16 protein-coding genes and 2 pseudogenes are annotated in these 18,368 nt (G+C 69.4%); 11 read left to right on the top strand and 7 right to left on the bottom strand.

Going from position 1 to position 18,368, the window contains the following annotated elements; translation table 11 throughout:
• Positions 1 to 48: 48 nt before the first annotated feature.
• The 3 genes from AC08OJ_RS02885 to AC08OJ_RS02875 form a co-directional block, all read right to left on the bottom strand.
• A complete protein-coding gene (locus AC08OJ_RS02885) occupies positions 49 to 2,580 on the bottom strand; it encodes an ABC transporter permease (RefSeq protein WP_476592857.1) in 2,532 nt (843 codons plus the stop codon).
• A gap of 4 nt (positions 2,581 to 2,584) precedes the next feature.
• A complete protein-coding gene (locus AC08OJ_RS02880) occupies positions 2,585 to 4,009 on the bottom strand; it encodes an ABC transporter ATP-binding protein (protein ID WP_476592858.1) in 1,425 nt (474 codons plus the stop codon).
• Between the two features lie 333 nt (positions 4,010 to 4,342).
• Positions 4,343 to 5,254: a RecB family exonuclease gene (locus tag AC08OJ_RS02875; protein WP_476592859.1), complete on the bottom strand. Its 912-nt coding sequence runs from the start codon at positions 5,252 to 5,254 to the stop codon at positions 4,343 to 4,345.
• Between the two features lie 85 nt (positions 5,255 to 5,339).
• Between AC08OJ_RS02875 and AC08OJ_RS02870 the strand changes: the two genes are divergently transcribed.
• Both AC08OJ_RS02870 and AC08OJ_RS02865 read left to right on the top strand, forming a co-directional pair.
• Positions 5,340 to 6,542: a zinc metalloprotease gene (locus tag AC08OJ_RS02870; protein WP_476594996.1), complete on the top strand. Its 1,203-nt coding sequence runs from the start codon at positions 5,340 to 5,342 to the stop codon at positions 6,540 to 6,542.
• A gap of 44 nt (positions 6,543 to 6,586) precedes the next feature.
• Positions 6,587 to 7,567, top strand: coding sequence for a tRNA (adenine-N1)-methyltransferase (locus tag AC08OJ_RS02865; protein ID WP_476595012.1), 981 nt, complete (start codon positions 6,587 to 6,589; stop codon positions 7,565 to 7,567).
• A gap of 65 nt (positions 7,568 to 7,632) precedes the next feature.
• Here AC08OJ_RS02865 and AC08OJ_RS02860 read toward each other — a convergent pair whose 3' ends face one another.
• Positions 7,633 to 7,932, bottom strand: coding sequence for a ferredoxin (locus AC08OJ_RS02860; RefSeq protein WP_476592861.1), 300 nt, complete (start codon positions 7,930 to 7,932; stop codon positions 7,633 to 7,635).
• 143 nt (positions 7,933 to 8,075) lie between these two features.
• Between AC08OJ_RS02860 and arc the strand changes: the two genes are divergently transcribed.
• The 6 genes from arc (at position 8,076) to AC08OJ_RS02830 (ending at position 14,508) form a co-directional block, all read left to right on the top strand.
• The gene (gene arc / locus AC08OJ_RS02855) at positions 8,076 to 9,881 is read left to right on the top strand and encodes a proteasome ATPase (RefSeq protein ID WP_476592862.1); all 1,806 of its coding nucleotides are present in this window, start codon (positions 8,076 to 8,078) and stop codon (positions 9,879 to 9,881) included.
• Positions 9,882 to 10,212: 331 nt separating this feature from the next.
• On the top strand, positions 10,213 to 11,730 hold the full coding sequence (dop, locus tag AC08OJ_RS02850) for a depupylase/deamidase Dop (RefSeq protein ID WP_476592863.1): 1,518 nt from the start codon (positions 10,213 to 10,215) through the stop codon (positions 11,728 to 11,730).
• A 158-nt stretch (positions 11,731 to 11,888) separates the two neighbouring features.
• On the top strand, positions 11,889 to 12,107 hold the full coding sequence (locus AC08OJ_RS02845) for a ubiquitin-like protein Pup (RefSeq protein WP_476592864.1): 219 nt from the start codon (positions 11,889 to 11,891) through the stop codon (positions 12,105 to 12,107).
• 343 nt (positions 12,108 to 12,450) lie between these two features.
• Positions 12,451 to 13,275, top strand: coding sequence for a proteasome subunit beta (gene prcB / locus AC08OJ_RS02840; protein WP_476594995.1), 825 nt, complete (start codon positions 12,451 to 12,453; stop codon positions 13,273 to 13,275).
• 1 nt (position 13,276) lies between these two features.
• Positions 13,277 to 13,999 (top strand): proteasome subunit alpha, encoded by a 723-nt coding sequence (prcA, locus tag AC08OJ_RS02835; RefSeq protein WP_023841072.1) that lies wholly within the window; start codon positions 13,277 to 13,279, stop codon positions 13,997 to 13,999.
• A 218-nt stretch (positions 14,000 to 14,217) separates the two neighbouring features.
• Entirely contained in the window at positions 14,218 to 14,508 is a 291-nt protein-coding gene (locus AC08OJ_RS02830; protein WP_476592868.1) for a hypothetical protein, read from the top strand.
• A gap of 112 nt (positions 14,509 to 14,620) precedes the next feature.
• On the opposite strand, the pseudogene AC08OJ_RS02825 reads toward AC08OJ_RS02830, so the two are convergent.
• Together AC08OJ_RS02825 and AC08OJ_RS02820 are read right to left on the bottom strand one after the other, a co-directional pair.
• Positions 14,621 to 14,965: pseudogene (locus AC08OJ_RS02825) on the bottom strand (recombinase family protein); the annotation flags it as partial.
• Positions 14,966 to 15,129: 164 nt separating this feature from the next.
• Entirely contained in the window at positions 15,130 to 15,537 is a 408-nt protein-coding gene (locus AC08OJ_RS02820) for a MerR family transcriptional regulator (RefSeq protein WP_476594994.1), read from the bottom strand.
• On the opposite strand from AC08OJ_RS02820, the gene AC08OJ_RS02815 reads away from it, so the two are divergent.
• Positions 15,536 to 16,399 (top strand): LLM class F420-dependent oxidoreductase, encoded by an 864-nt coding sequence (locus AC08OJ_RS02815; protein ID WP_476592866.1) that lies wholly within the window; start codon positions 15,536 to 15,538, stop codon positions 16,397 to 16,399. The two genes, AC08OJ_RS02820 and AC08OJ_RS02815, sit on opposite strands and share 2 nt — an antisense overlap.
• Before the next feature lie 199 nt (positions 16,400 to 16,598).
• Here the strand turns inward: AC08OJ_RS02815 and AC08OJ_RS02810 are convergent, their stop codons facing one another.
• Positions 16,599 to 16,985 carry a hypothetical protein gene (locus tag AC08OJ_RS02810; RefSeq protein ID WP_476594993.1) on the bottom strand — a complete coding sequence of 129 codons (387 nt, stop codon included), beginning with the start codon at positions 16,983 to 16,985 and terminating at the stop codon, positions 16,599 to 16,601.
• Positions 16,986 to 17,112: 127 nt separating this feature from the next.
• On the opposite strand from AC08OJ_RS02810, the pseudogene AC08OJ_RS02805 reads away from it, so the two are divergent.
• Both AC08OJ_RS02805 and AC08OJ_RS02800 read left to right on the top strand, forming a co-directional pair.
• Positions 17,113 to 17,253, top strand: a pseudogene (locus tag AC08OJ_RS02805) (hypothetical protein); the annotation flags it as partial.
• A gap of 574 nt (positions 17,254 to 17,827) precedes the next feature.
• The gene (locus AC08OJ_RS02800; protein WP_476595014.1) at positions 17,828 to 18,259 is read left to right on the top strand and encodes a hypothetical protein; all 432 of its coding nucleotides are present in this window, start codon (positions 17,828 to 17,830) and stop codon (positions 18,257 to 18,259) included.
• Positions 18,260 to 18,368 lie beyond the last annotated feature (109 nt).

The raw sequence follows: 18,368 nt of genomic DNA, 5'->3' as shown, positions 1-18,368 counted from the left end.
CCCAGATTCGCCCGTTCCGGGTGCTGGCCGGTGCTGGTGGGTGCTGGGTCAGACGGCGGAGATGGCGCGCAGGACGTCCATGCGGGCGGCGCGCCGGGCGGGGAAGACGGCGGCGAGCACGCCGAGGATCGCCCCGGTGAGGACCACGAGCAGGATCGTCCGTACCGGGTAGGCGAACGTGCTGATTCCCAGGGAGGCCAGCGCCTTCGTCAGCGCCCAGCCGAAGATGCTCCCGACGACGACGCCCAGCACGGCTCCGAAGATCGAGATGATCATCGATTCAAGGATGACCATCAGCCTCATCTGCGACCGCGTCATGCCGGCCGCACGCAGCAGACCGATCTCCCGGGTCCGTTCGATTACCGAGAGCGCCAGGGTGTTGACGATACCGAACAGTGCGATGACGACTGCCAAGGCCAGCAGCACGTAGATGAACCCGAGCAGCTGGTCGACCTGCTTCTCCTGCTGTGCGACGAACTCGGACTGGTCCCGGACCGCCACGGTGGCGAACGACTTGACCACCGTGGCGATCTCGGCCCGGACCATCGCCGGGTCCGCCCCGCTCGCCTTCTTCACCAGGACAAACAGGTCGAGGTCATCGGTGGAATGCCGGGCGAACTCGCTCGTGGAGATGATCCACTTGCCGGCTACCTGGCTCTTCTTGTAGGTGCCCACCAGGGTCAGCTCCGCGCGGCCGTCAGCGAAGGTGACCGGGACCTTCTGCCCCACCCGTAGCTGGTGGTCCGCGGCGGTGGAGTCCTCGGCCAGGATTGTGCCGTCGCCGAGGGCGTGGACGTCACCGGTCACCTCCTTGATGGCCAGCATCTTGACCAGACCCGCCGGGTCGCCGGCCAGCACCTGGGAGCTCTGCCCGGAGATCTTCACCAGGCCGCCCCGAAGACCCGTGGCGATCTCGATGCCGGGCTTGCCGGCCAGCTCGCGAGCCACCTCACCGCTGAATCCCTGCCCGAAGTTCTGGGGAGTCAGGTAGAAATCGGCGCCGAGGCTGTTCGACACTGTCTCCCGCACCGACTCCTTGATCGACTGTCCGAGCACGGAGAAGGCGCTGACCAGGGCGAGTCCGATCATCAACGCGGAGGCGGTGGAGGCGGTCCGGCGCGGGTTGCGCATCGCGTTCTCCCGGCCGAGCCGGCCGGTGGCCCCGAACATCCTCGCCAACGGTGCGCCGAGGACCCGGATGATCGGTCCGGACAGCAGCGGTGAGAGGGTGGCGACGCCGAGGAAGATCCCCGCCGCGCCCACCCCGACGGCGGTGGCTCCCGGCTTGCCCGCCGAGGCAGTGCCGAGGATCATCAGGACGATGCCGAGCGCGGTGAGCACCGACCCGGCGATCGCCCGGGAGTGCAGCGAGCGGGTCGGCAGCACGTAGGTCTCCCGCATCGCCGCGATCGGTGGCACCGACGCGGCCTTGCGGGCTGGCACGAACGCCGCCGCGGCGGTGATGAGCACACCGACGGTGTAGGCGATCACGACGGTGCGGGGGCGGAAGACCAGCGCACCGCTGGGCAGCTCCACGCCGAACACGCCGACGGCGGCGCGCAGCAGCAGCGCGAGCCCCGCGCCGGCCACCAGGCCGGCACTGGCCCCGGCGAAGCCGACCAGCGCCGCTTCGACCTGCAGGGACACCTGGACCTGACGTTTGCTCGCCCCGATCGCTCGCAGCAGGGCCAGTTCCCGCACCCGTTGGGCGACGAGCATCGTGAAGGTGTTGAAGATGATGAAGGCGCCAACGAAGACCGAGATGGCGGCGAAGATCAGCAGAAAGGTGGAGAAGCCGCTGACGGCGTTCTGCACGGCACTGGCGCTCTCATCCGCCAACTGCCTGCCGGTGATCGCCTCGACACCCGGCGGGAGCGCGGCGGCGACTCGGGCCCGCAGCTCCTCCTGGGTCAGGCCGGGCTCGGCGGCCAGGTGGATCGCGCTGAACCGGTCGGGCGCGAGCAGGACCCGCTGGGCGGTGGCGGTGTCGAACGCGGTGATGGCGGCGCCCCCGAGACTGTCCTGACCGCCGATCCGGAAGGTGCCGACCAGGGTGTACTGCGCGGGCGGACCCTTGGTCTGCACCGAGATCTTTGCCCCGAGCGGCAGGTGGAGCTTCTCCGCGGTCGCCCGGTCGACGACGATCTCCCCGGGGCCGGGCGGGCGACCCTCGGCGATCTCCTCCGCCGAGGTGGGCTGACCCCCGGTCCAGCTGATACCGATCCCCGGCGCACCGTTGGTGTTCGAGGGCTTGCCGGTGGCCGGGTCGACGAGGACGGCCTGGCCGTTGACCTTGCCAACCGCCACCCGCACCCCGTCCACTCCGGCGGCGGTGGGGAGGAGCGAGGCCGGTAGCGGCGGGCGGCCGACGTCGCTCGTCGGGTCGATCGCGTTGACCGAGCGCACGGCGACGCTGACGTTCTCGTTGATGTTGGTGAAGAGGGTGTCGAACGTCCGGTTGAGGGTGTCGGTCAGGACCAGGGTCCCGGTCACGAAGCTCACCCCGGCGACGACCGCCAGCATGGAGAGCACCAGCCGGACCTTGCGGGCCAGCAGGCTCTTGAGGGTGGCGCGCAGCATCGGCTCAGGTCCAGCCCGCCGGCTCCGTGCCATCCGGGTGGTAACTGTCCCGTCCGCCGTCAACACGGCCGGGGCCGTCGACATGGCCGGAGCCGTCAACATGGCCGGGGCGAGGACCGAAACCGCCGGTGCGGCCGGGGTCGGTGAGTGGAGGCCCGCCGCCAGGGCTCGGCACCGGCCGGTGGTGGGAGCGGCCGGAGTGGTACTCCTCACCGTGGCGCGTGCCGCCGACCCGCCTGGAGGCCGGCTGCCCACCGGCGTCGGGCCCGAGGTCCGGGGCGGGGATTGCCTCGAACTGGCCGGTGCGCCGCTCCGGGTAATGGCTCTGATAGGGATCGTGCTCGTCCCGCCCGTAGGTCGGCTGGTCTGGGTAGACCTGGTCTGGGTAGACGTAGTCGTCGTAGCCACCGGCAGGCCCGTAGCGACCGTCGGTGCCGTTATGGTCGTCGCGGTAGCGGGGGGTGCGCCTGTCGGCGTCGTGTTCTTCGAAGCCACCGTCCCGGCCGTCAGCGATCTCGCCGTCGGCCGCCAAGCCGTCCGCGGCGGCGTCGAGGTGCTTCATCCGGTCCAGCACCTCCTCCGCGGTCGGGTTCGCGATCGCGTCAACGAGTCGACCGTCGGCAAGGAAGATCACTTCGTCCGAGTAGGACGCCGCCGTCGCGTCGTGGGTGACCATGACGATTGTCTGCCCGAGTTCGGAGACCGAGTCACGCAGGAACGACAGCACCTCGGCTCCCGACCGGGAGTCGAGGTTGCCGGTCGGCTCGTCGGCAAAGATGATCTCCGGCCGGGTGACCAGCGCCCGCGCGCAGGCAACCCGTTGCTGCTGACCGCCCGAGAGTTCGCTCGGCCGGTGCTTCAATCGCGGTGCGAGACCGACCGCGTCAACGACGGTGCGCATCCAGGCCCGGTCCGGCGAACGCCCGGCGATGCTCAACGGCAGCGTGATGTTCTCGGCCGCGGTCAGCGTGGGCAGCAGGTTGAACTGCTGGAAGATGAACCCGATGCGGTCGCGACGCAACTGGGTCAGTTGCTTGTCGGACAGCCGGGACAGGTCCACATTGCCGATGAAGACCCGTCCCCGGGTGACCGTGTCCAACCCGGCCAGGCAGTGCATCAGCGTCGACTTCCCCGACCCGGACGGCCCCATGATTGCGGTGAATCGGCCGCGGGGGAAGGCCAGGTTGATCTCGCGCAGTGCCGTGACGGTGGTATCACCGGAGCCATAGACCTTCGTCAGCTTGGCGGCGCGGGCCGCGGGTGCGGCGTCCGGTCCGTCTTCTCGCCGGCCGCCCGGGTGCTCGGGAGCCCGGCCGTCGCGGCCGGCAGCGTACTCGCCGGGCCGCGACCCGCGGTCCTCCCGGCCGGGCGGGCTGCCCGCGACCGCGCCCCGCTTCCCGCCTCGGGACGATCCGGTCCGTCGGGCCATCGTGATGTCCTCTCCCTCGCGGCGCGCTGTGTCTCTCTCGACACGTCGTGCCTGTCCTGCCTGCGCTCGGCCCCGACTGACCTGGGGCGGCCGTTCGGCTACCGTGGTCGATCTCCCCAACGACCGAACGATGATCGGCATCTCGCCGTCGCCGACTGTACCGCTGGCAGTACTGAAGATCCGATCGATATTACTTTTGGTAATCGGGTGATCTGGCGTGCCCCCGAGGAGGCCCGGTGGAGCCACCGCCGCCGGCGAGCCGAGGATGCCGGCACCGTAAACGGGCTGTCCGCGGGGAACGGGGTCCGGACGGGGCCCGGTCTGAGACCGCCATCAGCCGTCCGCCTCGCAGACGGTGGGGGCGGCCTCGTCGAGCGGCACCATGGATGTCTGCTGCGGTAGCGGTGGTGGGGTGCCGCCGAAGGCTGGGCATCGAGCCTGATGGTCGCACCAGGAACACAGTCTGTTCGGGGTGGCGCGCCAGTCCCCGGTGCGGTGCGCGCGGTCGATCGCCGCCCACAGGGCCTCGATCCGCCGCTCGGTGGCCCGCAGATCGGCCTCGTCGGGGGTGGCCCGCAGCCAGGTGCGGTCGCCGAGGTAGTACAGCCGCAGCTCGCGCGGGAGCACTCCACGGATCCGCCAGAGCAGCAGGGCGTAGAACTTCATCTGGAACATCGCCGAGCTCTCGAACGCCGGACCGGGCGAGCGGCCGGTCTTGTAGTCGACCACCCGCAGGGCGGGTCCCTGCGCCGTGGTCGCCTCGTCGAGCCGGTCCAGGTAGCCCCGCAGCCGCAGGCCGGAGTCGAGCACGTGCTCGACGTACAGCTCGCGGGCCACCGGCGCCAGTCGTGACGGATCCTCCAGCGCGAAGTACCCGGCGAGCAGTTCGCGGGCCGACTCCAACCACGCCGCCAGTTCGTCGCGACCACCGAACAGCGCATCGACCGCCGGCTCGCGGGCGCGCACCGTATCCCAGGCCGGCTCGACCAGCTCCCGTGCGGCCTGCAGGGTACGCCGGGACGCCGGGAGATCGAACAGCTTCTCCAGGACCGCGTGCACCACAGTCCCGCGGGTCGCGGCCTCGCTCGGCGGCTCGGGGAGCCGGTCGACGACCCGGAACCGGTAGCGCAACGGACAGTTGACGAAGTCCGCCGCCCGCGACGGTGACAGTGAACCAATCAACGGCCGGGGTGCGGCCGACACCACCGGTCCCGGGATGGCAGGAGAGCGCTGCGTCGAGGTCATGTCCTGGACCCTAGATCCCCCCACCGACATCTTTGCCACTCGGTCCCGGACGACGGGTCGGAGTATGGTCCGTAGCATCGGATCCATGGCGGATCAGCACGGCGGCGCGGGTTCGGGCGGCGCAGGTTCGAGCGCCCACGGCGGCGCGAGCCCGGCGGGGCAGGCTCCAAGTGAGCGCCCCCCCGGCGTGCTGGTCGGGCGGATCCGCGGCGTTCCCATCGTCATCTCGCCGTTCGCCATCGTCTTTGCCGTCCTCGTCGCCTACCTGCTCTCCGGCTCGATCCGCGACCGGCTGCCGCTGGCGTCCGACGGGCGGATCCTCGCGCTCTCCTCATTGATCTCTATCGGCTTCCTGGCCTCCCTGCTCGCCCACGAGATCGGTCACGCTCTGACGGCGCTGGCGTTCGGTCACACCGTGCGGTCCGTAACCCTGCACGGCTTCGCCGGGTTCACCGAGTTCGAGCCGGAGCCCCGCAGTGCCGGCCGCGAGTTCCTGATCGCCTTCGTCGGCCCGGCGGTCAACGGGGTGCTGGCCGCCGGCTGTCACCTCGGCCTGCTCGGCCTCGACGACACCAGCGATGCCGGCGCGGTCCTGCACGATCTCAGACTCATCAACATCGCGTTGTTCCTCTTCAACCTGGCACCCGGCCTCCCGCTGGACGGTGGACGGGTGGTCGTCGCCGCGGTGTGGGGCCTGACGCGCGACAAGCTGCGGGGGCTGCGGGCCGGTGCCTACGGCGGGTTCGTCGTCGCCGCCGGCCTGGTCGTCTGGGGTGCGTCGACCTCCGACGGCATCGGCATGGTGTACACCTATGCCCTGGCGGGCTTCCTCGCGTTCGCGGCCTACCAGTCGCTGCGCGCCGCGCAGGTGCGGGAGCGGCTGCCCGGCCTGTGCGCCGGCCGCCTTGCGCGCCGGACGCTGCCCGTCGAGGGTGCCGTCCTGCTGGCGGAGGCGCTGCGGCGAGCCCAGGAGGTCGGCGCCACCGCCGTCGCGGTGATCGACCGTGACGGCAGTCCCCTGAAGATCATGCATGGCTCCGCGGTCGACGCGCTGCCGGAGCATCGGAGACCCTGGATGACCGTGGATGAAGTGAGTCGGGTGATCTCGCCCGGCATGGTCCTCGACGCCGATCTGGAAGGCGAGGCCCTGCTGGCGGCTGTGCAGCGGGTGCCGGCGTCGGAGTACCTCGTGGAGCAGGCGGGCCGCCCGGTCGGCGTGCTCGCGATGGTGGATCTCGTCGCCCATATCGATCCGGCCGCCGCCGCCCGCATGGTGGCGTCCCGGTGAGCGCCCCGCCCCACGAGCCGGTGTCCCCGGGGGAGGTGCCGTCCCTGGCCGGCGGTTACGCTCCGCCCCCGACCGGCGCCGCTCATCGCCGGGGCCTGTTCACCAAGGGCGACCGGGTGCAGCTGACCGATCCCAAGGGGCGCCGGCACACCGTCGTCCTCGAACCGGGCAGGCAATTTTACACTCACCGGGGAGCCGTCGAGCATGACGCCCTGCTCGGCCGGCCGGAGGGGATCGTCGTCACCAGCACGGGTGGCACCGACTACCTGGCGCTGCGCCCGCTGCTCGTCGACTTCGTGCTGTCCATGCCGCGCGGGGCGACCGTGGTGTACCCCAAGGATGCGGCGCAGATCGTCACCTATGCGGACATTTTCCCGGGCGCCCGGGTGCTGGAGGCCGGCGTCGGGTCCGGGGCGCTGTCGTGCTCGCTGCTGCGTGCCATCGGCGACTCCGGGCGTCTGGTCTCCTACGAGCGGCGCGCGGACTTCGCCGAGATTGCCCGGCGCAACATCGAGGCGTTCTTCGGCGGCCCGCATCCCGCCCACACCGTGCTGGTCGGGGACCTGGCCGAGACAACCGAGCGTGACGTCGACCGGGCCGTCCTCGACATGCTCGCGCCCTGGGAGGTCGTTGACGCCGTCAGCGCGGCGCTGGTGCCCGGCGGGGTGGTCTGTGCCTACGTCGCTACCACCACCCAGCTTTCCCGGATCGTCGAGACGCTACGGGCGCACGGCACGTTCACGGAGCCCGCGGCGTGGGAGTCGATGATGCGGGACTGGCATGTCGAGGGTCTGGCCGTGCGGCCCGGTCACCGCATGGTCGGCCACACCGGTTTCCTGGTGACCGCGCGGCGCCTCGCCGAGGGGGTCACTCCTCCGGTGCGCCGCCGCCGGCCGGCGAAAGGCGCGCCGATCGGCCTCAACTCCGTCCTCGAGCCCGGGTCCGAGCCCAGCTCTGAGACCGGGTCCGAGACCGACCGGTCCCGGGATGCCGACCCAGGGTCGGCGACGATCCAGCCGATGTGACGTATCCCATGGGGTCCCATGGGGCAGGCCGTGGTCGCGAGTGTGCCGGCCGGGCGGGCCAGTCGTCAGCCGACGGGCCCGCCGGCCTCCAGCGTGCCGTCGGGGCGTTCCACGTAGATGCACGTCCCCGGGCACTCGTCGGCCGCGTCGACCACCGCGTCGACGAGCGGCAGCGGCACCGGGACGTAGGCGCCGGGCTGCATCTGCAGCTCGCCCGCGCTGTCCTTGACGTAGGCCAGGCCGTCGACGTCGAACTCGAAGACGGCGGGAGCGAGCTGCACGCACAGACCGTCGCCGGTGCAGGCATCTTGGTCGACCCTTACCCGCAGGTCTGCCGAAACGCCCGGCTTCGCTGGAGTTGCCACAGGGCTCCGATCTTCTGTCAGCATGGCACCGTAACCCGCTGTTTACGGCAAAGCTGGATCGTCCTTGCCCGACCGGCCTGCCAGCGGCGGTCACAACGGTAGTGTGGGTGCGTCCCGGTCAGCACGGGGGAGGTGGAGGCGCAGTGTCCGGTCTCCGTTCGGGCTCTGGCTCCGGTGGGAGCACGGGTCGTCCAGGTGATGCCGAATCACGGCGGTCGGCGTACGAGAAGGAAACACACGAGCTCACGACGCAGGTCGCCTTCCTGGAAGAGGAAGTGGCCATGCTGCGGCGTAGGTTGTCCGAAGCGCCCAGGCAGCTCAGGGTGCTGGAGGAACGGCTCGCGGAGATCCAGGCGGAGTTGTCGGCTGTCACGGGACAGAACGACAGGCTCGTCGCGACCCTCCGCGAGGCGCGAGACCAGATCGTCACCCTGAAGGAGGAGGTCGACAGGCTCGCGCAGCCGCCCAGCGGCTACGGGATCTTTGTCTCCTCCTACGACGACGGCACCGTCGACGTGTTCACTCAGGGCAGAAAGCTCCGGGTGACCGTGTCGCCGAGCGTCAACATCAGTGATCTCTTGCCCGGCCAGGAGGTCATGCTCAACGAGGCGCTGAACGTGGTCGAGACGCGCGCGTTCGAGCGGCAGGGTGAGATCGTCCTACTCAAAGAGGTCCTCGAGGGCGGGGACCGGGCGCTGGTGCTCGGTCACACCGACGAGGAGCGGGTGGTCATGCTGGCCCAGCCGCTGCTCGACGGACCGATCCGGTCCGGGGACTCGTTGTTGATCGAATCCCGTTCCGGCTACGCCTTCGAGCGGATTCCCAAGTCCGAGGTCGAGGAGCTCGTCCTCGAAGAGGTTCCCGACATCGGCTACGAACAGATCGGCGGCCTGAAGAGCCAGATCGAGTCGATCCGGGACTCGGTCGAGCTGCCGTTTCTGTACAAGGAGCTCTACCGGGAGCATCAGCTCAAGCCACCGAAGGGTGTGCTGCTCTACGGTCCGCCCGGCTGCGGCAAGACGCTGATCGCCAAGGCGGTCGCCAATTCGCTGGCCAAGAAGGTCGAGGCGAAGACCGGCCAGGGCACCGGTCGGGCGTTTTTTCTGAACATCAAGGGTCCCGAGCTGCTCAACAAGTTCGTCGGCGAGACCGAGCGGCAGATCCGGCTGGTGTTCCAGCGGGCGCGCGAGAAGGCGTCCGAGGGGATGCCGGTGATCGTGTTCTTCGACGAGATGGACTCGATCTTCCGGACCCGTGGCTCGGGGGTGTCCTCGGACGTGGAGAACACGATCGTCCCGCAGCTGCTCAGCGAGATCGACGGCGTCGAGCAGCTTGAGAACGTCATCGTGATCGGCGCGTCCAACCGCGAGGACATGATTGATCCGGCGATCCTGCGGCCGGGTCGGCTCGACGTGAAGATCAAGGTGGAGCGGCCCGACGCCGAGGCGGCTCGGGACATCTTCGCCAAGTACGTCGTGCCGGAGCTGCCGCTCTACCCGGATGACCTGGCCGAGTTCGGCGGTAACCGGGAGGCGACTGTTCAGGCCATGATCCAGCGCGTGGTCGAGCGGATGTACGCGGAGAGCGAGGAGAACCGCTTCCTCGAGGTGACCTACGCCAACGGCGACAAGGAGGTCCTGTACTTCAAGGACTTCAACTCCGGTGCGATGATCGAGAACATCGTCGCCCGGGCCAAGAAGATGGCGGTCAAGGAGCACATCGAGGGCGGGCAGAAGGGGCTGCGCATGCAGTACCTGCTCGCCGCCTGCATGGACGAGTTCAAGGAGAACGAGGACCTCCCGAACACGACCAACCCGGACGACTGGGCCCGGATCTCCGGCAAGAAGGGTGAGCGGATCGTCTACATCCGCACGCTTGTCACCGGAACGAAGGGTACCGAGGCCGGCCGTTCGATCGACACGATCGCGAACACCGGCCAGTATCTGTAACGGTCGCAGTACCTGTAACGGCCGGTACCTGTAAGGGGCTCGGGGCCCGCCCGACGGCGGGACCCGAGCCATCGCCGTGGGCCCCGGGGCCGTTTGGCCCCGGGGCCCACGGCGATGCTCTGGGCGGCGTTGCTCTGGGCATTGCGGCACTGGCACCCCTGGGTGTATCCCCCCGCCCGCATCCTCGGTGAACGCCGGTCGGTCGGACTACCGTGCCGCCACCGAATTCTGACGATAGGCGTGGCAGCGGACGTGTCATCCCGAGCGGCCCAGAGCAAACAAGGCAGACGTCCGGCCAACCGACCGCCCGTGCAGCACCTACGCTTGCAGAGTGAGCGCGCGCCGGATCATGGGGATCGAGACCGAGTACGGCGTATCGGTGCCCGGTCAGCCGAACACCAATCAGATGTTGGCCTCGTCGTTGGTGGTGAACTCGTATGCCAGTCGAACGTCGGCGTCGGGCAGCCGCGCCCGGTGGGACTTCGAGGAAGAGTCACCGCTGCGCGACGCCCGGGGCTTCGAACTGCCCCGCGAGCCGGCGGTCGATCCGAGCGCCCCGGCCAACGAGGACGATCTCGGCCTGGCCAACGTCATCCTGACCAGCGGGGCGCGGCTCTATGTCGATCATGCGCACCCGGAGTTCTCCTCGCCCGAGGTCACCAACCCTCGCGACGTCGTGCTGTGGGACAAGGCCGGGGAGCGGGTGATGGCCGAGGCCGCCCGCCGGGCGTTGTCTGTGCCTGGCTCCAAGCCGGTCTATCTCTACAAGAACAACACCGACAACAAGGGCGTCTCGTACGGATGCCATGAGAACTACCTGATGGCACGGTCGACGCCCTTCGGGGAGATCGTCCGCAACCTCACCCCGTTCTTCGTCTCCCGTCAGGTCGTCTGCGGGGCCGGGCGGGTCGGGATCGGCATCGACGGCCGGGAGCCGGGGTTCCAGATCAGCCAGCGGGCCGACTTCTTCGAGGTCGAGGTGGGGCTCGAGACCACGCTGAAGCGGCCCATCATCAACACCCGGGACGAGCCGCACGCCGACCCGGAGAAGTACCGCAGGCTGCACGTCATCATCGGCGACGCGAACATGAGCGAGGTCGCCACCTACCTGAAGGTGGGAACGACCTCCCTGGTCCTCGCGATGATCGAGGACGGCTGGTTCACCGCGGACCTGTCGGTGGACGGGCCCGTGGCGGCGCTGCGGGCGATCTCGCACGATCCGTCCCTCAAGCATCTGGTGACTCTGCGCGACGGTCGTCGGATGACCGCGGTGCAACTGCAGATGGAGTACTTCGAGCAGGCCCGCAAGTACGTCGAGGACCGGTTCGGTGCCGACGTCGACGGCCAGACCGCCGACATGCTCTCCCGCTGGGAGTCGATCCTCGGCCGCCTCGAGGTCGACCCGATGAGCTGTGTCCGCGAGCTCGACTGGGTCGCGAAGCTGTCGATCCTGGAGGGCTACCGGTCGCGGGACGGCCTGGCCTGGGACTCGCCGCGGCTGGAGCTCGTCGACCTGCAGTACCACGACGTCCGTCCGGACAAGGGCCTCTACAACCGCCTGGTGGCCCGGGGCCGGTTCGATCTCGTCGTCAGCGAGGAGGAGGTCACCCGGGCGATGACCGAGCCTCCCGAGGACACCCGCGCCTTCTTCCGGGGCCGCTGCCTCGCGCTCTACCCGCAGCAGGTCGCCGCCGCGTCCTGGGACTCGGTCATCTTCGACATCGGTCGGGACTCGTTGCAGCGGGTGCCGACGCTGGAGCCGCTGCGCGGCACGAAGGCGCACGTGGGCGAGCTGCTCACCCGCTGCCCCACGGCGAGTGATCTGGTGGACGCGCTCGCCGGCCGCTGAGAGCCGGCGCCGGATCCCTGGCAGGGGGTTCACGTTGCGCCCTGGGCGGACGTCGCGACGGAACGGCCGGTTCGTGATGGAGTGGACCTCTCACCGATCGAACGGATGGTGTCGGTGGGGCGGGATAGTGTCGCGCCAGGCGATCGAAGGAGGGCTTCATGGCCACCAGGGACAGCGGCGGCGGGCAGCAACACGCGGACCGTCGGGCGGAGGAGATCGACGACGTCGCGACCGAGGACACGAGTGCCTCCGACCTCAAGGAGCGGCACGAGAAGCTCTCCGAGGACGTCGATTCCCTGCTCGACGAGATCGACGACGTCCTAGAGGAGAACGCCGAGGAGTTCGTGAAGGGCTATGTCCAGAAGGGCGGCCAGTAACGGCGGTCCGTAGCCGGCCGTCCGGTAACCGGCGGGCCGGTAGCCAGTGGTATCGGGCGTCGTGGGTGACGCCCGGCGGTGGTAGCTCTGGCGGGGTCGACGCCGCCGGGTGAGGCCGCGTGCCGCGGGGGCCCGGCGCCGCACCGCCCGCGTGCCCCGGCGCAGGTCGGCGGGCCGCACGTGCGGCCGTGACCGCCTTCCCTGCCGACTCGTTCGACCGGCCTGCCCGCCCGCTTCGGGGGGCGATAGCCCTATGTTGTGCTTCATCTGTAACGTCGGGCCGGGAGCCTCGGGGACGCCCCGGGCGCGCGGCTCACGTGACCGACTATCGGAAGGGGGATGCGTGGCTGATCCATTGGGGGCCGCCGGGCGCCTACCGGCTGTGTTCATGACGCCGGGAACATCGTCGTTCGCCGATTTCCTGTCGCGGTCGGCGCCGCACCTGCTGCCGGGGGCCCGGGGTGGCCTGCCGGGGCCGGTCACCGAGGTGGCGCACGGTACGACGATCGTGGCGGTGGCGTTTTCCGGTGGCGTGATCATGGCCGGTGACCGGCGCGCGACACAGGGGCACATGATCGCTCAGCGGGACGTCGAGAAAGTCCATCACGCCGACGACTACTCCTGTGTGGGGTATGCCGGCACTGCCGGGGTCGGCGCCGAGCTGATCCGGCTGTTCCAGGTGGAGCTGGAGCACTACGAGAAGATCGAGGGGTCGACGCTGAGCCTGGACGCGAAGGCCAACCGGCTGGCGGCCATGGTCAAGGGAAACCTGCCGATGGCCCTGCAGGGCCTCGCCGTCGTCCCGCTGTTCGCCGGGTACGACCTCGGCACGGGCAAGGGGCGGATCTTCTCCTACGACATCGCGGCGGCGAAGTCGGAGGAGCGCACGTACGAGTCGATCGGTTCGGGCTCGGTGTTCGCGAAGGGTTCGCTGAAGAAGCGGTTCCGGTCCGATCTCAGCCAGGACGACGCCGTCCGGATCAGCGTCGAGGCCCTCTACGACGCCGCCGACGACGACTCGGCGACCGGCGGGCCGGACGTAATCCGCAAGCTGTACCCGATCGTCGCGGTCGTGACGGCGGACGGCTACCGTCGCTATGCCGACGATGAGATAGAACCAGTGGTGACGGCCATCATCGCGGACCGTTCGACGAACTCGGGAGGCTGACGTGACCATGCCGTTCGGATACGCGAGCCCCGAACAGCAGGTCCGCGACAAGTCCGAGTACGCGCGCAAGGGCATCGCGCGGGGTCGCAGCGTCGTCGTCCTCACCTACGAGAACGGGATCCTGTTCGTCGCCGAGAATCCGTCGGCGACCCTGCACAAGATCAGTGAGATCTACGACCGCATCGCGTTCGCCGCGGTCGGCAAGTACAACGAGTTCGAGAATCTGCGGACGGCGGGCATCCGTCTCATGGACTCGCGTGGCTATATGTACGACCGGCGTGACGTGACCAGCCGCGCGCTCGCCAACGCCTACGCGCAGACCCTCGGTGCGATCTTCAGCGAGAGCGTCAAGCCCTACGAGGTCGAGATCGTCGTCGCCGAGGTCGGCACCTCGATCGCCGACGACCAGATCTACCGGCTGACCTATGACGGGTCGATCGCCGACGAGCGGGGCTTCGTCGCGATCGGTGGCGCCTCCGAGCAGGTCACGACGTCACTGAAGGAGCATCACCGGGACGGCCAGCCGCTCGCCGAGGCGCTGCGCGTCGCGGTGCAGGCCCTGACCGTCGGGGTGCCCCCGGGCCTGCCGCAGAATGGCGAGCGGGTCCTCGCGGCCGCCAACCTGGAGGTCGGCATGCTGGACCGGACCCGGACCCGACGGATGTTCAAGCGGATCGTGGGCCCGGCACTCGAGGGGCTGCTCGCGCAGACCTCGGCCACCTGACCGGCCACCTGACCCCGGCCACCCGACCGGCCCACCGTGTTCGCCGGCCATCGGTCGGTTCCTGCGGCCATCGGTCGGTTCCTGGCGGGCCGCGATGTCCACCGGGGGGAGGACTCCCCGAACCCCGGGATGCCGAGCTCCGCGTGGCATCCCGGGGTTCGAGTCTCACCCGCCCCACCATGTTTGGCATTGTACGAACCGCTCCTTTCGGGGGCGTTGTGGCTGGTAGGGCGGCGGCGGAGCTGCTTCTGCTTGGTGCGCAGGGCGGCGAGTCGGGTGGCGAGGGTTTTTTCGTCGAGGGTGCCGCGCTCGAAGGCGGACAGGTAGTGGTCGATGGCCTGGTCGGTCTGGGTGAGGTCGGTCTGGACGGTGGCGAGTTCGCCGGTGCGGTCGGCGTGGGCGTTGTGGTGGCGCTGGCGGGCGTGGTGGACGGCGTCGGCGATGAGCTGCTGGTGGTCGCGGTAGAAGGCGGCGAGCGCGGTACTGCGGGCAGCGCATCCGGCCGGTGAGGTAGTAGTCGGAGTCGCTGGCGGCCCGGTGGGTGTGTTCGTCACTGCGGATGGTGAGGATCTTCTCGGCCTCAGCGAACTGGGCCGCCTCGATGATCGGTTCGTGGGCGTCGGTGACGGTGATCTCGCGGAAGGTCAGTTCGCCGAGGTAGATGCGGTTGTCCAGGACGCGGAGCACCTGGTGTCCGGACCAGGGGTCGCCGGTGGTGGTGCGGTGGCCGCGTTCGTTGAGGGTCTTGGCGATGGCGCGGGTGCCGAGCCGGTCGCGGACGTAGAGGTTGAAGATCAGACGGACGACGGGCGCTTCCTTCTCGTCGGCGAGCAGTTTCCAGTTGGCGCGGTCGACCTGGTAGCCGAAGGGCCGGTTGCCGCCCATCCACAGGCCCTTGGCGGCTTTGCGTTCCATGCCGGCGATGACCCGGTCGATGATCGTGTCGCGTTCGAACTGCGCGAACATGGCGAGCATCTGGAGCAGCATGCGGCCCATCGGGGTCGCGCGGGTTGCGGGTGGAGCGGGTGGAGCGGGTGGAGCGGGACACTATCGCATTGACACGACGGCTCCACTAGTACCGGCGGCTGACGGGTTCTGCGCCCCGGAGGCCCGGCTACTTCCTGTGGCGCTCAGGCCGCGAGCATCGTCGAGATCAGGAAACGTGCGCGATCGAGGTACGCGGCCTGTAGCTCCAGCCGGTCCAGCTCGCGGCGCAGTGTCGCCGACAGCTGGGCACACGGCACGATCCGCGGCGTCGCGTCGATGGTGCAGGGCAGCACCTGGCGGATCGTCGCCACCGACAGTCCGGCGCCGAGCAGCACCTGGATCCGGGCCACCGTCTCCACCGCGGACTCCGGGAAATGGCGGTAGCCGTTGGCGCCGCGCTCCGCCACGAGCAGCCCGTTCTTCTCGTAATGGCGCAAGGACCGCACGCTGGCGCCGGTTTGTGTCGACAGCTCGCCGATCAACACCAGGACCAGCCTCCAGCCCTCGCTCTTGACCCTGACACTGATGGCAGACTCTACGGTGCGACGCATGGATATCGGGATCTTCACCGCGGTCACTGACGAACAGATCAGGCCTGCTCAGCTCGCCCGGGCGATCGAGGAGCGCGGCTTCGAATCACTGTTCGTCGCTGAGCACACCCACATCCCCGCCCGACGGGAGACAGCGCACCCCGAGCTTGGCGAGATTCCCCGCGACTACTACCGCAATCTTGATCCTTTCGTCAGTCTGACGGCCGCGGCGACCGCGACCACCCGGTTGCGCGTGGGCACCGCGGTCGCGCTCGTGGTCCAGCGGGACCCGCTCCTGTTGGCGAAGGAAGCGGCCAGCCTGGACCTGGTCAGCGAGGGCCGTTTCGAACTCGGCGTCGGCGCCGGCTGGCTGCGTGAGGAGATGCGTAACCACGGCACCGACCCGGCGACTCGAATGGCGCTGATGCGGGAGCGGTTGGCCGCGGTGAAGGCGCTTTGGACCACCGAGGAGGCGGAGTTCCACGGTCGCTTCGTCGATTTCGATCCGGTCTTCCAGTGGCCCAAGCCTGTGCAGCGACCGTATCCGCCGGTCTGGATCGGGGGATGGGGCCCGACGACCTTCCGCCGGATCATCGCCGGGCGCGACGGCTGGCTCACTCCGCCCCTTCCGGTCGACCAGCTGATCCAAGGCCTGGACGAGCTGGCCGAGGAGGCGGACCGGGCCGGGGTGGCGACGCCACCGGTGACCGTTCCGCTCATGGATCCCGACGAGGCCACGCTCGAGAGGCTGCGCGCCCGTGGTGTCCGTCGCGCCCTGTTCGGGCTGCTCACCATCACCGACGCCGACGCGACGCTGCGCGCGCTGGACCAGCTGGGACCGCTGGCCAGCGCCGGAGGCGGCGTCAAGCAGCCAACTACCTGACCATTACCTGACCATCCGAGTACCTGACCATCCGAGGCGATCTGGCTCAGATGTGGTCCCAGGCCCGTACCGTGGCCGGCCGAACCGCGGCCATCAGTCCGGAGCCGGCGGGCGCAGGTCGTCGAGAATGACGCGCAGGTTGCGCCGCCACTGGTCCGGCGCGGGTTGTCAAGTACCGGGTTTGATGGAGACTGGGTTGTCACGCGCCGGCGGGCTGCCAGGCGTTCTCGATCTTGTTCTGGGTGGCCGCGTAGGCGGCCTCGTACTCCGCGGGCGGGACCATGTTGATCTCCCCGGGGAGCCTCCGGTGGTTGTACCAGCCGAGGCACTCCACGACGGCAACCTCAAGATCGGCGTGCCCCGCCCACGGGCCCTTGTTACGGATCAATTCGGCCTTGAACAGCGAGTTGAACGCCTCGGCCCTGGCATTGCCGTAGGAATCACCGACCGAGCCCACGGAAGCGACGGCCTCCGCCTCGGCCCGGCGCTCGGTGTACCGGACGGCGACGTACTGCACCCCACGGTCGGAGTAGCGGATCAGGTTGGAAAGATCGACGCCGGCACGCCTACGGGTCCAGATCGCCATGTGGATCTGGTCCTGATCTTGTGATCCTGCTGGCCCCCCGGGGCATCGTCGGCCGATGGGAACCGTGCTGTGATCATGTGCCCGGTGCCTCTCTAACCTCGGGGTTCTGTTTCCTCATCTCGCGCAGGTGGTCCTGGAACGGGTGGAACGAGTCGGCGACCGGCTGCGGTTCGGTGTCCGTGCCCGTGCTGCGAAGGGACGGTGCCCGGACTGTGGATCGGTCTCCGATCGGGTGCACGGCCGGTACCGGCGGCTGCTGGTGGATGCCCCGGTCGCGGGTGCTCGGGTCGAGGTCGATCTGGTGGTCCGTTGGTTCCGCTGCACCGCGGCCGGGTGTTCGCGGGTCACGTTCGCCGAACAGATAGGAGGGCTGACGAGCCCGCATGCCCGGTTCACACCTTTGGCGCGGCGGATGGTCGAGGCGGTCGGGCTGGCGTTGGCGGGCCGGGCCGGCGTCAGGCTGGCCGGTCAGCTCGGGCTCGCGGCCGGCCATAGCACGCTGTTGCGACGGGTGCGGGAGCTGCCGGATTCCGAGGTCGGCACGGTGAGCACGCTCGGCGTGGATGATTTCGCGATGCGTCGGGGCCGGGTGTACGGCACGGTGCTCGTCGATGTGGACACCCACCGGGTCGTGGATCTGCTCCACAACCTGGCCGGCTACGTCGAGAAGACCGTGGGCCGGCACCGGTCGTGCCTGCGAGAACCCGCGCCCGCCGCCGAGCGCGACGCCGGGCCGAGCCCGCAACTCGACACCACGACCACCGCCGACGATGACGAGCGGTTCGAACAGCGGGCTTTCGTGCGCAACGCACGGCAGCGTTACGCCGCCGTCCAGGAAGGGCATGGGGATCAAGCCGATCGCCCGGGAAGTCGGCCTGGCCAGGGAAACCGTGCGCAAGTACCATCGCGCGACCAGCATCGAGGAGATCCTGGCCAAGACCCTCGACGGTCGCGGCCGGGTCCTCGAACCGTACAAGCCCTACCTGCACGAACGAGCCGCTGCCGGCGCCACCAACGGCAGCCAGCTGTTCCGCGAGATCCGCGAGCGCGGATACAACGGAAGCCAGGCGACCGTGCTCGACTACCTCCGCCCGTTACGCGCCGCCGCGGCCACGCCGGCCCTCACACCACCGGCACCGAAGGTCCGCACCGTCACCAGCTGGATCCTCACCCATCCCGACAATCTCGACGCCGACGACACCCTCGGGCTTACGACGCCGTCCGCAACGGACTCACCCTGCCGCAGAGCTCCGGTGCCGTTGAAGGCGCCGTGAACCGCATCAAAATGATCAAAAGGCAGATGTATGGCCGGGCGAACTTCGACCTCCTCCGCAAACGCGTACTCCTCGCGACCTGACCATCACCGGGGCCAGCAGGATCGCT

This window comes from Frankia sp. CgKIO3, from assembly GCF_977946435.1.
Note: the sequence above shows the minus strand (reverse complement) of the source record. Positions and strands in the feature narration are given on the sequence as shown.

Excerpts from the sequence above, each read along its gene's own strand:
- AC08OJ_RS02880 (WP_476592858.1), bottom strand. The coding sequence starts at position 4,009 with ATGGCCCGACGGACCGGATCGTCCCGAGGCGGGAAGCGGGGCGCGGTC.
- AC08OJ_RS02820 (WP_476594994.1), bottom strand. The coding sequence starts at position 15,537 with ATGCGTCGCACCGTAGAGTCTGCCATCAGTGTCAGGGTCAAGAGCGAG.
- AC08OJ_RS02815 (WP_476592866.1), top strand. The coding sequence starts at position 15,536 with ATGGATATCGGGATCTTCACCGCGGTCACTGACGAACAGATCAGGCCT.
- AC08OJ_RS02885 (WP_476592857.1), bottom strand. The coding sequence starts at position 2,580 with ATGCTGCGCGCCACCCTCAAGAGCCTGCTGGCCCGCAAGGTCCGGCTG.
- AC08OJ_RS02875 (WP_476592859.1), bottom strand. The coding sequence starts at position 5,254 with ATGACCTCGACGCAGCGCTCTCCTGCCATCCCGGGACCGGTGGTGTCG.
- AC08OJ_RS02800 (WP_476595014.1), top strand. The coding sequence starts at position 17,828 with ATGGGGATCAAGCCGATCGCCCGGGAAGTCGGCCTGGCCAGGGAAACC.
- AC08OJ_RS02810 (WP_476594993.1), bottom strand. The coding sequence starts at position 16,985 with ATGGCGATCTGGACCCGTAGGCGTGCCGGCGTCGATCTTTCCAACCTG.
- AC08OJ_RS02870 (WP_476594996.1), top strand. The coding sequence starts at position 5,340 with ATGGCGGATCAGCACGGCGGCGCGGGTTCGGGCGGCGCAGGTTCGAGC.
- AC08OJ_RS02845 (WP_476592864.1), top strand. The coding sequence starts at position 11,889 with ATGGCCACCAGGGACAGCGGCGGCGGGCAGCAACACGCGGACCGTCGG.